Genomic DNA, 12,858 nt, shown 5'->3' with positions numbered 1-12,858 from the left:
AACGGGGACGGCGAGAGCGGGTTCGGCAGCGAGCGGCGGTGTTGTTCGGGCAGGGCAGGTCGGCGGTCGAGGTCGCCGGGCTGCTCGAGGTGTCGACGAAATCGGCGTATCAGTGGCGACGGGCCTGGGTGGCCGGCGGTACCGGCGCGTTGGCGTCGCGGGGTCCGTGCGGGCCGGGTCCGAAGCTGTCGGATGAGCAGTTGGCCCAGTTGAAGGCCCGGCTGGAGCAGGGGCCGGCTGCGGCCGGTTACGGCGAGGATCAGCGGTGGACTTTGGTCCGGATCGTGGCGTTGATCGCGTCGATGTTCGACGTGCGGGTCGGGGTCACCACGGCGTGGGAAGCGATGCGGCGGCTCGGCTGGACCAGCCAGTTGCCGTCGTACCGGGCGATCGAGCGGGACGAGGCTGCGATCGCGCATTGGCGCCGCTACCAGTGGCCGGCGGTAAAAGAGTCGCCGCACGACGGGCCGCCTGGATCTGTTTCGCCGACGAGTGCGGCCAGACGCTAAAACCGCACAAAGCCGCCACCTGGGCGCCCAAGGGCGTCACCCCGATCGCGCACGTCACCGCGACCGGCAACGCCCGAGTCTCGGTGGCCGGACTGGTCTGTTACCGGCCCGGCCACCGATCGAGGCTGATCTACCGCACCAAAACCTCCGGCCGGGGCCGTAAAGGCGAGCCGAAAGGCTTTCGGGAACGCGACTTCGCCCGGCTGCTCGACGCCGCACACCGGCAGTTGCAGGCGCCGATCGTGCTCGTCTGGGACGGCCTGTCCGCGCACCGGTCAGCCCGCATGCGGGCGCTGATCGCGGCCCGGCCCTGGCTACGCGTCTACCGGCTACCCGCCTACGCGCCCGAACTCAACCCCATCGAGAAAGCCTGGTCAGGACTCAAACGCAGCCTGGCCAACCTGCCCGCCCGCACCGCCGGCAGTCTGGCCATCGCCGTGAAGAACCGCCTCAAACGCATGCAACACCGCACCCATCTGATCGACGGCTACCTCACCGGAACCGGTCTATCCCCACCAACACCGGCCAGACCCTGACGCCGAAAGGTCTCTAGATGTCGCTGGAGGGCGGCCGACAGGCATCAGCTGTAGCCCCGCTTGAGCAGGTACTTGGCTCCCGCCTCGAAGCCCTCACGGCTGAGCACCTCGAAGGCGAAGGCGTCGGCGAGCCGGCCGGTGATGTCGAAGGCGGCGCACACCGCTAGCGCGTCCTCGACCTGTCGGGTGGTTGCGCCGGCGGCCAGGACGCGCCGCATGTCGTCGGCGCTTACGGTTCCGTCCGCGGTCAGCTTGCCGAGCATCCGAAGCGTCGCCCGCAACGGCTCGCCGATGGGTGCCGATTCGAGATCGGCCAGCACCGCGGCGACCAGCGGTCCGTCCTGGTAGGCGCGCCGGGCGGTGGCAGTGTGTGCGCCGATGCAGAAAGCGGACCCGTTCACCTGCGAGATGTAGGCCGCCATCAGCTCGCGATCGGCCACTGACCACGCCGAGGGTCCGCGCATTGCCGCGTGGGTGAACGCCTTCGCCCGGGCGCCGTAGAAATCCGGACGGTAGAAGACCAGCTTCGCGGCGTCCGGCACCGGATGCCCGGAGAACATCCGGATCAGCTTGAACAACAGCTTGGTGGCCGGACGGTACCCGTGGTTGAGGACGTCCGGGCGCATCATGCGGCCGTTCCGTCGGCGGCGGCTTCGGCCAGGGCGGCCAAGCCGGCGTCGTACAGCCGTGCGGACCGGCCGACCGCGGCGCAGATCACCAGCTCGAACAGCTGGTCATCGCTGAGGCCGGACATCGTCGCCGCCGCGAAGTCGTCATCGGCGACCCGTACGGGCGTCGCGGCGACCTTGCCGATCAGCACGCCCACCGGCCCCGGCCCGCCCTCGTTGCGGAAGGCCTGCTCCCGCAAGGGGGCGGGCGCCCGGCCCTCGCCCTTCAGGACTCGATCCACCAGGGCTCGGTACAGCTCCCGTTTCTTGCCCATTTCCGACATAGCGCCACCGCCTCCATAGCTCTCTATGAAGAAGACGATCGGGGAACCCCGGAACACGACACGATCAGCCGTTGATCGTGTCCCGCCAGGCAAGCCACTCGCGCAGCTCGGCGAGGTCGTAGTCGGGGCCGTCCGCCTCCACGGTGAACAGCGTGACGCCCTGGGCCAGCAGGGCCGGGCCGGTGTCGGACGGTTTGCCGTACACCGCCGCCGACACCTCGATCTCAGCGGCGTCGCGGCCGACCGCCGAGCAATGCTGCCGGAGGATCCCGGTCTTGCGCGCGATCGTCTCGGCGTCGCCGAAGCTGTGCCAGATGTCGGCGTGCTTGGCCACCAGGCGCAGCGTCTTCTTCTCGCCCCCGCCACCGATCAGCACCGGGATCTTCCGGGTCGGCGGCGGGTTCAGCCTGCCCAGACGCGCCTCGATCCGCGGCAGCGCCTCGGCGAGGTCGTCGAGGCGGCTCCCGGCGGTCCCGAACTCGTACCCGTACTCCTGGTAGTCCCGCTCGGCCCAGCCGGAACCGATGCCGAGGATCAGCCGGCCGTCGCCGATCCGGTCGATGGTGCGCGCCATGTCGGCGAGCAGGTCGGGATTGCGGTAGCTGTTGCACGTGACCAAGGCGCCGATCTCCACGCGCGACGTCTGCTCGGCCCAGGCGGCGAGCATCGTCCAGCACTCGTAATGCAGGCCGTCGGGGTCGCCCGACAGCGGGAAGAAATGGTCCCAGTTGAACAGGATGTCCGTGCCGAGCTCTTCGGCCTCGGCGACGGCACGCCGGATGCTGCGGTACTCGGCATGCTGCGGCTGGAGCTGGACGCCGATGCGGACGGGCCGGGAAGTCATGATCACAGCGTAGGCGTTTACCTGCCGGGGAATTGGTTCGGCTCGGCGAACCGGCCAGTGTTTCCGGCATGACGACATACCCGATGCACACCGTCGAGACGGCGCCCGAGGGTTCCCGGCTGGCGCTGGAGAAGCTGAACGCCGCGCTCGGCCTCGTTCCCAACCTTGCCGCCACGATGGCCGGCTCGCCGTCCCTGATCAGCACCTTCGTCGCCGCGTTCGGGCAGTTCGGCGGCACCGCCTTCACCGACGCCGAGCGGCAGGTGCTGCTGCTGTCCAACGCGGTCGCCAACCGCTGCGCCTGGGCGGTGGCCTTCCACTCCACGCTGGCGCTCGCCCACGGCGCCCCGGAATCCGCGGTCGAAGCCATCCGCCGCGGCGAGCTCCCGGGCGATCCGCGGCTCGCCGCCCTGTCCGCCACGACGCGCGCGCTCATCGACAAGCGCGGCCACCTCGACGAGGCCGACGTCAAGACGTTCACGGCCGCCGGCTTCGACGAGCTGCGGCTCCTCGACGTGCTCACCGGGCTGGCGATCTCGACGATGGCCAACTACACCGGCAACCTCGCCGATCCGCCGCTGGAGCCGCAGTTCCGGGCCCAGGCTTGGCACGACGGATACTGACCGTATGAGCGGCGACGTCGGCGCCCTGGTCCAGCGGTGGCGCAAGGCTCGGCGGCTGAGCCAACTCGGGCTCGCCGCCGAGGCCGCGGTGTCCATCCGGCACCTGTGCTTCATCGAGACCGGCCGGGCCCGGCCCAGCCGGGCCATGGTGCTGCGGCTCAGCGAGGTTCTCGGCGTGCCGCTGCGCGAGCGCAACACGCTGCTGCTCGCCGCCGGCTTCGCCCCCGAGTACCAGGAGTCCACGCTCGACGCGCCGGCGCTGGCCGCCGTGCAGGGCGCGATCGAGGCCATCCTGAGGCAGCAGGAGCCGCATCCGGCCGTGGTGATGGACCGCGACTGGAACATCCGGCACACCAACGCGGCCGCCGACCGGTTCTTCGGTTTCCTGCTCGAGGGCCACGAGCCGGTCCCCGGTCCGGCGAACGTGCTCCGGCTGATGTTCCACCCCGATGGCGTACGGCCGCACGTCACGAACTGGCCGGAGGTGGCGCACGCCCTGGTCCGACGCGTACGCCGGGAGGCGCTGGGCGGGGTCACCGACGAGCGCGCCCAGCGGATCCTGGACGAGGTGCTCGCCTACCCCGGCGTCCCCGCCTCGGTCGCCGACACCGACCCGACGACGCCTCAGCTGCCCATCGTGCCGGTCCGGTTCGCCCGCGACGGCCGGCAGTTCGACTATTTCTCCAGCGTGACCACGCTCGGCACGCCGCAGGACGTGACCCTGCAGGAGCTGCGCATCGAATGCTTCTTCCCCAGCGCTGCCTGAGTCAGTCGTCCAACCGAAGATCCGCTCGTACGCCGAGCAGCCGCACCGGGCGCTTCAGCTCGAACTTGCCGAGCACCGTCAGCGCGGCGTCGGCGACCACGTTGGGATCGATAGTCGGGCCCTCGCGCAGCTTCGCCTCGCGGGTCTGGGTGAAGAACGACGCGGTCCGCACCTTCACGCCGACCCGGATCACCTGCCGGCCGGCCGCGACCACCTCCGCGCAGAGCGCCCGAGCCAGAAGAGTGAGCTGCTCCTCGATCTCGGCGCGCTCGGTCAGATCGCGGTCGAAGGTGACCTCCTTGCTGCGCGACCGGGCGACCCACGGCTCGGTCACCACCTCGGTCTCGCCGCCGCCGCGGGCGACGACGATCAACCATTTGGCGGCCCGTGGCGGGAAGCGCGGCGTCAGGGTCTCGAGGCGGGCCGCGGCGAGCTCGGCGACCGTCGTGAGGCCGAGCTCGTCGAGCTTCTTGACCGTCTTGGGGCCGACACCCCACAGATCGCCGACCGGCCGGCCGCCCATCACCGGCATCCATGTCTCGTCCGTCAAGGTGGCGATGCCGGACGGGTCCTTCTTGGCGAAGCGCGCCGCGATCTTCGCCTGGTTCTTGTTGCGGCCGATCCCGATCGCGCAGGTGAGGCCGGCCTCGCCGAGGATCGCCGCCCTGAGCTCCGCAGCCAGGCGCTCGGGATCGCCGATGTCACCGCCGACGAACGCCTCGTCGAGGCCCCACACCTCCAGGCGTACGGGAAAAGACCGCAAGGTGGCCATCACCTGGGCCGACGCCGCCTCGTAGGCGGGCATGTCCGTCGGCAGGAACACCGCGTCGGGGCATTTGCGGGCGGCGAGCCGGATCGGCATCCCGGAGTGCACGCCGAACTCCCGCGCCTCCCGGGAGGCGGTCGCGACGACCGCCCGCGCCTGAGCCGGATCGCCGGCGCCGCCCACGATCACCGGCTTGCCGCGCAACTCGGGACGGCGCAGCACCTCGACCGAGGCGAAGAACTGGTCGAGGTCGACGTGCAACAGCCAAACTCCGGTCACCGGACCAGTATCGTCACGGCCGGCCCGCGCGAGGTGCGGACCGGCCGTGACGGCGCCGGGGTCAGGCGGCCGGGCGGCCCACCGCGGTGGCCGGGTCGCCGTCGACCGCGGCCTGCAGCAGCGGGGTCAGCTTCTCCAGCAGGAACGGCAGGCTCAGCGGGGTGATGAACGAGGTGGCCGCGCCGACCAGTTCCTCGTTCTCCAGGTAGATGTCGCGGCCCTCGGTCTTCACCTTGAGCTTCGCGTACAGCGGGTCGGCCTGCACCTTCGCCTTGTCGGTGTCGTACTTGTCGACCAGCCAGATCAGCACGTCGGTGTCGAGCAGGTCGGTGCGCTCCTTGCTCAGGTTCGCGCCGAACTCCTTGCCGGTCACCTCGGCCAGGCCGTCCGGCAGCTTGAAGCCGAGATCGGTGAGGAAGCGCCCGCGCGGGTCCTCGGGGCCGTAGACGTAGTAGCCCTCGTACGTGGTGGCCATCAGGCCGGTCGCGCCGTTGAACTTCGGGTTCGCGGCCTTGACCGCCGCGATCTTCGCTTCGACGTCGGCGACGACCTTGTCGGCCTGCTCGGCCTTGCCGACCGCCTTGCCGACCGTCTTGGTGACCTCCTGCCAGGAGACACCGTAGTCGACCTGGCCCTTCGGCTGGGCGATCACCGGGGCGAGCTTCGACAGCTTGTCGTACTCGTCCTTGGTCAGGCCGGAGTACATGCCGACGATCAGGTCCGGCCGCAGCGCCGCGACCTTCTCCACCGGGATGCCGTCGGTCTGCGTGAGCACCTGCGGCTTGGGGTTGCTGCCGAGGGCGGCCTCGGCCCACGGCCAAATGGCGCCCGGCTTCTCGCCGAACCACTCGGAGGTCGCCACCGGCACCACACCCAGCGAGAGCAGCGCGTCCTGCTCGACCAGGCCGACCACGACGATCCGCTTAGGCTCGGCCTTGACGGTCGCGGTGCCGTACTTGTTCTCGATGGACACGGGGAACGCGCTGGCGGCGGGGGCGCCGCTGTCCGCGGACGCCGCCGGCTCCTCAGTGCTCCCGCCGCAGGCCGCGAGGGAGAGCAGGAGCCCGGTCGCCGCCGTCGCGACGAGGGTCCGCCGGATATGGGTTAGCCGCACGGCTGATCCTTTCTACGTCGAGCGAGGCCGCCAGGGAATGGCCCCAGCCCGCAGTGTAGGTTAGCCTCACCTAATCGCACGACCTCAAAGGGGTGACCGGTGACCGCAGCCGTACGCGAGGCGCCGGCTCGCAAGGTTGCCGAACGCAGCACGCGCCGCTGGACCGGGCTCGCCGTCGGAGTCGCCCTGCTCGGCGTCGCCGTGGCGCTCAGCATCGCGGTCGGCAGCCGCACCATCGGCCTGTCCACCGTCTGGCACGTGCTGTGGCACGACGACGGGACACCGGAATCGGTGATCGTGCACCAGCTGCGTCTGCCTCGGACGGTGCTCGGCATCGGCGTGGGCGCCGCGCTCGGCCTGGCCGGCACGCTGATGCAGGCGCTGACCCGCAACCCGCTGGCCGAGCCCGGCCTGCTCGGGGTCAACCTCGGCGCCTCCACAGCGGTGGTGCTGGCGATCGCGTTCCTCGGTGTCGCCTCTCCCACCGGCTACGTCTGGTTCGCCTTCGCCGGCGCCGGGATCACCTCGGTCACCGTGTTCGCTCTCGGCGGCTCCGGCCGCGCCCCGACGCCCGAGCGGCAAGTGCTCGCCGGGGTCGCGTTCACCTCGGTGCTCGGCGCGATCGTCTGGGGCATCCTGGTGTCCAAGCGCGAGGTCTTCGACCGCTACCGGCACTGGGACGTGGGCTCGCTGAGCGATCGGGAAACCGCGGTCGTGGCCCAGCTCATGCCGTTCATCGTGGTGGGCGTGCTGCTCGCGCTCGCCCTCGGCCGCCAGCTGAACGCGCTGAGCCTCGGCGACGAGTCGGCCACCGCGATGGGCGCGCACCCGGCGCGGATCCGCGCGCTCGGCATGGTCGCGATCACCCTGCTCTGCGGGGCCGCCACCGCCGCCTCCGGCCCGATCTGGTTCCTCGGCCTCGCGGTGCCCTACGCGGCCCGCCTGCTCGTCGGCTCCGACCACCGCTGGATCCTGGCCTACGCGCTGGTCCTCGGGCCGACGATGCTGCTCGCCGCCGACGTGCTGGGCCGGGTCGCCGTGGCCCCCGCCGAGCTGCCGGTGGGCGTGGTGACCGCGTTCCTCGGCGCGCCCCTGTTCATCGCGCTGTGCCGCCGACGCCGGCTGAGTGCCCTGTGACGTCAACGGGGTTGCGGCTGAGCCGCGTCGGGGGCGCGCGGCGAATCGTCGTACGCGGAAGATCTGGACGTGTCTCGCTGCGGCTGCCGCTGCGGTCGTTCGTCGTCGGCGCCGTCCTGCTGCTGATCGCCCTCACCATCTCGGTGGTCAGCCTGACCTCCGGCGACTTCCCGATCCCGGTGCTCGACGTGCTCAAGAGCCTGATCGGGCGGGGCGACGCGAGCACCGACTTCATCGTGTACGAGCTGCGGCTGCCCCGGGTGCTGGTCACGCTGCTGGTCGGCGCGGCGTTCGGGGCCAGCGGCACGATCTTCCAGGGCCTGACCCGCAACCCGCTCGGCAGCCCCGACTTCGTGGGCCTGACCGTGGGCTCGGCGAGCGGCGCGGTGATCATGATCCTGCTGTTCGACGCGAGCGGGCTGACCGTCGCGGCCGGGGCGATCGCCGGCTGCCTGCTCACCGCGGTCGCGATCTACCTGCTCGCGTTCCGCCGCGGTGTGCAGCCGTTCCGCCTGGTGCTGATGGGCATCGGCGTCTCCGCGCTGCTCGAGGCGTTCAACTCCTACCTGATCTATCGCGCCCGGCTCGACGAGGCGGTCGCCGCGCAGGTCTGGCTGATCGGCAGCACCAACGGCCGCGGCTGGAGCGAGGTCGCTATCGTCGGCGTCGCCGTCGCGGTGCTGCTGCCGCTGGTGCTCTTCCACGGCCGGCACCTCGACATGCTCGCGCTCGGCGACGAGACCGCCGTCCTGCACGGGGTTCCGGTCGAGCGCAGTCGCGCGATCCTGGCCCTGAGCGCGGTCGGGCTCGCCGCCGGAGCGACCGCCGCCGCCGGGCCGATCGCGTTCGTGGCGCTCGCCGCCGGGCCGCTGGCGAGCCGGCTCACCCGCTCGCCGCACGCCGGGATCCTGCCCGGCGCGCTGATGGGCGCGGCGCTGCTGAGCGTCAGTGACTGGCTCGCCCAGCACGCGTGGCCGGGCGGGGACATCCCGGTCGGCAACGTCACCGCCGCGCTCGGCGGCGTCTACCTCACCTGGCTGCTGATCCACGAGCGACGGAGAGTGGCATGAGCACGAACGACCCGCGGCTGCAGGCGGAGACCCTGACCCTGGCCTACGACAAGCGGGTGATCGTCGACAAGCTCGACGTGCGGATCACCGACGGCTCGTTCACGGTCATCGTGGGCCCGAACGCCTGCGGCAAGTCCACGCTGCTGAAATCGCTCGCCCGGGTGCTGAAGCCGCAGTCCGGCGCGGTCCTGCTGGACGGGCAGGCGATCGCCTCGTACCCGTCCAAGCAGGTGGCGAAGCAGCTGGGCATGCTGCCGCAGTCGCCGGTGGTGCCGGGCGGGATCGTGGTGGAGGAGCTGGTCGCCCGCGGCCGGTTCGCCCACCAGAAGCTGCTGCGGCAGTGGTCGCCGGAGGACGAGGCGGCGGTGGCCGGCGCGATGCGGCAGACCGAGGTGACCGACCTGGCCGACCGGTTCGTCGACGAGCTCTCCGGCGGGCAGCGGCAACGGGTGTGGCTGGCGATGGCGCTGGCCCAGCAGACCCCGATCCTGCTGCTCGACGAGCCGACCACGTTCCTCGACCTGTCCCACCAGTTCGAGGTGCTGGACCTCTGCGCCGAGCTGCACGAGCAGGGCCGCACCATCGTCGCGGTGCTGCACGACCTGAACCACGCCTGCCGGTACGCCACCGAGCTGATCGTGATGAAGGACGGCGAGGTGCTGGCCCAGGGCGCGCCGGGCGAGGTGATGACCGCGGAGCTGGTCGAGCGGGTCTTCGCGATGCCCTGCCGGGTGATGGACGACCCGGAGACCGGCACCCCGATGGTCGTGCCGGCCAGCCGGGAGCGCCGCCGGGCGGGGTCCGCCAAGGTGTCCGCGTGAAGGTGCTCCGGGAAGCGTTGCGGGGGCAGCGCCGCGATCTGATCCTCGGGACCGCGATGGTCACCGGGCATCAGGCCGGGGAGGCCGCGGTCCCGTTCCTGATCGGTGTGATCATCGACCAGGCGATCGACGGCGGCGTGGACGCGCTGGTGCTCTGGCTCGGCGTGCTGGCCGCGGTCTACGTGACGCTCAGCTACAGCTACCGCTGGGGCGCCCGGTTCGGCGAGCGCGCCTCCGAGCGGGCCGCGCACGAGCTGCGGATGCGGATCACCGGCCGGGTGCTGCACGAGCGTGGCGGCGCCGAGACCGACCGGCTGCCCGGCGCCCTGGTGTCGATCGCGACCAGCGACGCCGCCCGGGTCGGCGCGGTGGCGGTCGCGGTCACTTACGCGATCGCCGCGGGCTTCGGCCTGATCTTCGCGGCGGTCCTGCTGCTGAACATCTCGATCCCGCTCGGCCTGCTGGTCCTGCTGGGCACCCCGCCCCTGCTGTGGCTGACCCGCAAGGTCGGCGAGCCGCTCGAGGAGCGCAGCGAGGCCGAGCAGGAGCACGGCGCGCACGCCTCGGGCATCGCCGCCGATCTGGTCGCCGGCCTGCGGGTCCTCAAAGGACTGCGGGCCGAGGACGCCGCGGTGGGCCGCTACCGGCAGCGCAGCCGCAGCGCGCTGACCGCGACCGTGCGGGCGGCCCGGGCCGAGGCCGCCTATCAGGGCGTGGTGCTGACGCTCAGCGGCGCGTTCCTCGCCGTGGTCGCGGTCGTCGGCGGTCTCCTCGCGGTCCGCGGCGATCTGACCGTCGGCCAGCTGATCTCCACGCTCGGACTGGCCCAGTTCCTGGTCAATCCGATGTCGACATTCGCCTGGGTAGGCGCCGACTGGGCGCAGGGCCGGGCTTCGGCCCGGCGGGTGCAGGCCGTCCTCGACTCACCCGAGGCGGTCGCGGGCGGAGATCAAGAGCCAATCCATCCCGTACGGGGTGAGCTCACGCTCCGCGGCATCCGGGGCGGTATCGACCTCGACGTCGCGCCCGGTGAACTGGTCGGCATCGTGGCGAGCGACCCGGCCGACGCCGCCGACCTGGTTCGCCTGCTGGGCCGCGCCTACGACCCCGCCGACGGTCGCATCGAGCTGGACGGCCTGGCATTGACCGCGCTGGCCCCGGAACCGCTGCGGGCGGCGCTGCTGGCCACCGAGCACCACACCGACATCTTCGACGGCACCGTGCGCGACGCGGTCTCCCTCGGCGGCCGGGCCGACGCGCGCACGGTCGACGCGGCGGTGACCGCGGCCGGCGCCGACGAGGTGGCCCGCACCCTGCCGGACGGCCTCGACACGATGCTCGACGACCGGGCGCGCTCGCTCAGCGGCGGCCAGCGGCAGCGGATCGCGCTGGCCCGCGCGCTCGCCGGGGAGCCGCCGGTGCTGGTCGTGCACGACCCGACCACCGCGGTGGACGCGGTCACCGAGGCCCGGATCGCCGGCCGGCTGCGCACGATGCGCGCGGGCCGCACCACCGTGCTGATCACCACGAGCCCGGCGCTGCTCGCGGTCACCGACCGGGTGATCGTGGTGCGCGACGGCAAGGTCCACACCGACGGCACCCACGCGGGGCTCGTCGCCGGCGACGCCGAATACCGGGAGACCGTCCTAGCATGAGCACTGCCGCACTGCTGCCGATCGCCAGCGGGCGGCGGACCCGCGCCCAGCTGAAGGTCCTCGTCCGGCCGCTCCGGCGCCGCCTGGCCGGGGCGATGCTGCTGCTGATCGCGGGCACGATCGCCGGCCTGGTCACCCCGCCGCTGCTCGGCCACATCGTCGACCTGGCCACCTCCGGAGGCGACACGGCCGACTTCCTGCTCGCCGGCACGGGGCTGATCGCCGGGGCGATCGGCGAGGCGGCGCTGGCCGGGATCGGCTTCGCGCTGCTCGCCCAGGTCGGCGAGACCATGCTGGCCGGGCTCCGCGAGCGCTTCGTCGAATCCGCCCTGCGGCTGCCGCTGGAACAGGTCGAGCGGGCCGGCGCCGGCGACCTCACCTCGCGGGTCACCAACGACGTCACGGTGATCGCCGAGGCGGCCCGCAGCGCGCTGCCCGAGTTCGTCCGGGCGATGCTCACGATCGTCCTCACCCTGGCCGGGATGGCCCTGCTGGACTGGCGCTTCCTGGTGGCCGCGCTGATCGCGGTGCCGGTGCAGGCCTACACGGTCCGGTGGTACGCCCGGCGGGCCGTGCCGCTCTACGCCCGGCAGCGGATCGCGGTCGCCGACCAGCAGCACCACCTGCTCGCCACGATCGACGGCGCCCCGACCATCCGCGCTTTCAGGCTCGCTCCCGAGCACCGGGACCGGGTCGGCGCGAAGTCCGAGCAGGCGGTCGACCTGTTGCTGCGCGGGGTGGCGTTGCAGACCCGCTTCTACGCGCGCCTGCACGTAGCCGAGTTCGCCGGCCTCGCCGCCGTGCTGGCCACCGGCTTCTTCCTCGTGCGCGGCGACGTGGTCTCGATCGGCACGGCCACCGCCGCGGCGCTCTACTTCCACGGGCTCTTCTCGCCGATCAACACCGCGCTGGCGCTGGCCGACGACGCGCAGGCGGCCGCATCCGGCCTGAACCGCCTGGTCGGCGTCGCGGACCTGGCGGACCCCGCCGTCCCGACCGGCCTCGCGGACCCCGCCGTCTCCGAGGGGGCGACTGCCGTCGAGGGGTTGGCTGCCGTCGCCGAGGGTGCGGATGCCGTTGTCGTTCGCGACCTGGGCTACTCCTATGTCGCCGGACGCCCGGTGCTGGCCGATGTCGATCTGCGGATCGCGCGGGGTGAGCGTGTTGCGGTGGTCGGCTCGAGCGGCGCCGGCAAGACCACCCTCGCCAAGATGATCGCCGGGGTGCATCAGCCCACGGCGGGCCGGGTCGAGGTGCCCGCGGGCGAGGTCGCGCTGATCACCCAGGAGGTGCACGTGTTCGCCGGGCCGCTCGGCGACGACCTGAGCCTGGCCCGGGCCGGCGCCTCCGAGGAGGATGTGCGGGCGGCGCTGGCCAAGGTGGACGCGCTGGGCTGGGTCGAGCAGCTCCCGGACGGCCTGGACACCGAGGTCGGCTCGGGCGGCCACGTGTTGACCGCGGCTCAGGCTCAGCAACTGGCGTTCGCCCGGCTGATCCTCGCCGACCCGCCCGTCGCGATCCTGGACGAGGCGACGGCCGAGGCGGGCAGCGCGGGCGCCCGGCTGCTCGAACGGGCCGCCACGGCCGCGCTGGAGGGCCGCACGGCGCTGATCGTCGCGCACCGGCTCACCCAGGCGGTGGCCGCCGACCGGGTCGTCATGATGGAGGCCGGGCGGGTCGTCGAGATCGGGGCCCACGAGGATCTGATCCTGCGGGACGGGCCGTACGCGGTGCTCTGGCAGGCCTGGTCGGACCAGCGCGCCCAGGCGTGAGCGCGCTGGTCCCC

General features: G+C 72.3%; 14 protein-coding genes. 9 read left to right on the top strand and 5 right to left on the bottom strand.

The genetic code is table 11. The features are described from left to right. The first annotated feature begins 38 nt into the window (after nucleotides 1-38). Together ACQPZX_RS13785 and ACQPZX_RS13780 are read left to right on the top strand one after the other, a co-directional pair. Nucleotides 39-509, top strand: coding sequence for a winged helix-turn-helix domain-containing protein (locus ACQPZX_RS13785; RefSeq protein ID WP_433379609.1), 471 nt, complete (start codon nucleotides 39-41; stop codon nucleotides 507-509). After that, nucleotides 434-1,045, top strand: coding sequence for a transposase (locus tag ACQPZX_RS13780; protein ID WP_433385222.1), 612 nt, complete (start codon nucleotides 434-436; stop codon nucleotides 1,043-1,045). Before ACQPZX_RS13785 ends, ACQPZX_RS13780 begins: the two co-directional genes overlap by 76 nt. A 44-nt stretch (nucleotides 1,046-1,089) precedes the next feature. Here ACQPZX_RS13780 and ACQPZX_RS13775 read toward each other — a convergent pair whose 3' ends face one another. The 3 genes from ACQPZX_RS13775 to ACQPZX_RS13765 all read right to left on the bottom strand — a co-directional run bounded on the left by ACQPZX_RS13775 (nucleotide 1,090) and on the right by ACQPZX_RS13765 (nucleotide 2,841). Next, the gene (locus tag ACQPZX_RS13775; protein WP_433379606.1) at nucleotides 1,090-1,674 is read right to left on the bottom strand and encodes a carboxymuconolactone decarboxylase family protein; all 585 of its coding nucleotides are present in this window, start codon (nucleotides 1,672-1,674) and stop codon (nucleotides 1,090-1,092) included. Continuing rightward, entirely contained in the window at nucleotides 1,671-1,955 is a 285-nt protein-coding gene (locus tag ACQPZX_RS13770) for a hypothetical protein (RefSeq protein WP_433379603.1), read from the bottom strand. The genes ACQPZX_RS13775 and ACQPZX_RS13770 overlap by 4 nt, the downstream gene beginning before the upstream one ends. Nucleotides 1,956-2,061: 106 nt before the next feature. After that, nucleotides 2,062-2,841 (bottom strand): LLM class F420-dependent oxidoreductase, encoded by a 780-nt coding sequence (locus ACQPZX_RS13765; RefSeq protein ID WP_433379600.1) that lies wholly within the window; start codon nucleotides 2,839-2,841, stop codon nucleotides 2,062-2,064. A gap of 68 nt (nucleotides 2,842-2,909) precedes the next feature. Here ACQPZX_RS13765 and ACQPZX_RS13760 point away from each other — a divergent pair, with 68 nt between their 5' ends. Together ACQPZX_RS13760 and ACQPZX_RS13755 are read left to right on the top strand one after the other, a co-directional pair. Beyond that, a complete protein-coding gene (locus ACQPZX_RS13760) occupies nucleotides 2,910-3,464 on the top strand; it encodes a carboxymuconolactone decarboxylase family protein (protein WP_433379597.1) in 555 nt (184 codons plus the stop codon). A gap of 4 nt (nucleotides 3,465-3,468) precedes the next feature. After that, entirely contained in the window at nucleotides 3,469-4,230 is a 762-nt protein-coding gene (locus ACQPZX_RS13755) for a helix-turn-helix domain-containing protein (RefSeq protein ID WP_433379594.1), read from the top strand. A gap of 1 nt (nucleotide 4,231) precedes the next feature. Here ACQPZX_RS13755 and ACQPZX_RS13750 read toward each other — a convergent pair whose 3' ends face one another. Together ACQPZX_RS13750 and ACQPZX_RS13745 are read right to left on the bottom strand one after the other, a co-directional pair. Continuing rightward, entirely contained in the window at nucleotides 4,232-5,275 is a 1,044-nt protein-coding gene (locus ACQPZX_RS13750) for a DNA polymerase IV (protein ID WP_433379591.1), read from the bottom strand. Nucleotides 5,276-5,336: 61 nt separating this feature from the next. After that, entirely contained in the window at nucleotides 5,337-6,389 is a 1,053-nt protein-coding gene (locus ACQPZX_RS13745; RefSeq protein ID WP_433379588.1) for an ABC transporter substrate-binding protein, read from the bottom strand. A 99-nt stretch (nucleotides 6,390-6,488) separates the two neighbouring features. Here ACQPZX_RS13745 and ACQPZX_RS13740 point away from each other — a divergent pair, with 99 nt between their 5' ends. Genes ACQPZX_RS13740 through ACQPZX_RS13720 form a run of 5 tightly spaced genes read left to right on the top strand, consistent with a single transcriptional unit; the run spans nucleotide 6,489 to nucleotide 12,844 of the window. Then, nucleotides 6,489-7,526: a FecCD family ABC transporter permease gene (locus ACQPZX_RS13740; RefSeq protein ID WP_433379585.1), complete on the top strand. Its 1,038-nt coding sequence runs from the start codon at nucleotides 6,489-6,491 to the stop codon at nucleotides 7,524-7,526. Beyond that, complete coding sequence (locus ACQPZX_RS13735) at nucleotides 7,523-8,596, top strand: FecCD family ABC transporter permease (protein ID WP_433379582.1); 1,074 nt, start codon at nucleotides 7,523-7,525, stop codon at nucleotides 8,594-8,596. Before ACQPZX_RS13740 ends, ACQPZX_RS13735 begins: the two co-directional genes overlap by 4 nt. Beyond that, nucleotides 8,593-9,417, top strand: coding sequence for an ABC transporter ATP-binding protein (locus tag ACQPZX_RS13730; protein ID WP_433379579.1), 825 nt, complete (start codon nucleotides 8,593-8,595; stop codon nucleotides 9,415-9,417). The genes ACQPZX_RS13735 and ACQPZX_RS13730 overlap by 4 nt, the downstream gene beginning before the upstream one ends. Further along, nucleotides 9,414-11,072, top strand: a complete 1,659-nt coding sequence (locus tag ACQPZX_RS13725) for an ABC transporter ATP-binding protein (protein WP_433379576.1) — start codon at nucleotides 9,414-9,416, stop codon at nucleotides 11,070-11,072. Before ACQPZX_RS13730 ends, ACQPZX_RS13725 begins: the two co-directional genes overlap by 4 nt. Beyond that, on the top strand, nucleotides 11,069-12,844 hold the full coding sequence (locus ACQPZX_RS13720) for an ABC transporter ATP-binding protein (RefSeq protein WP_433379573.1): 1,776 nt from the start codon (nucleotides 11,069-11,071) through the stop codon (nucleotides 12,842-12,844). Before ACQPZX_RS13725 ends, ACQPZX_RS13720 begins: the two co-directional genes overlap by 4 nt. The last annotated feature ends 14 nt before the right edge of the window (nucleotides 12,845-12,858 follow it).

This window comes from Actinoplanes sp. CA-142083, assembly GCF_050942195.1.
Lineage (GTDB): Bacteria > Actinomycetota > Actinomycetes > Mycobacteriales > Micromonosporaceae > Actinoplanes.
This window is presented reverse-complemented; position numbering and strand designations above follow the sequence as displayed.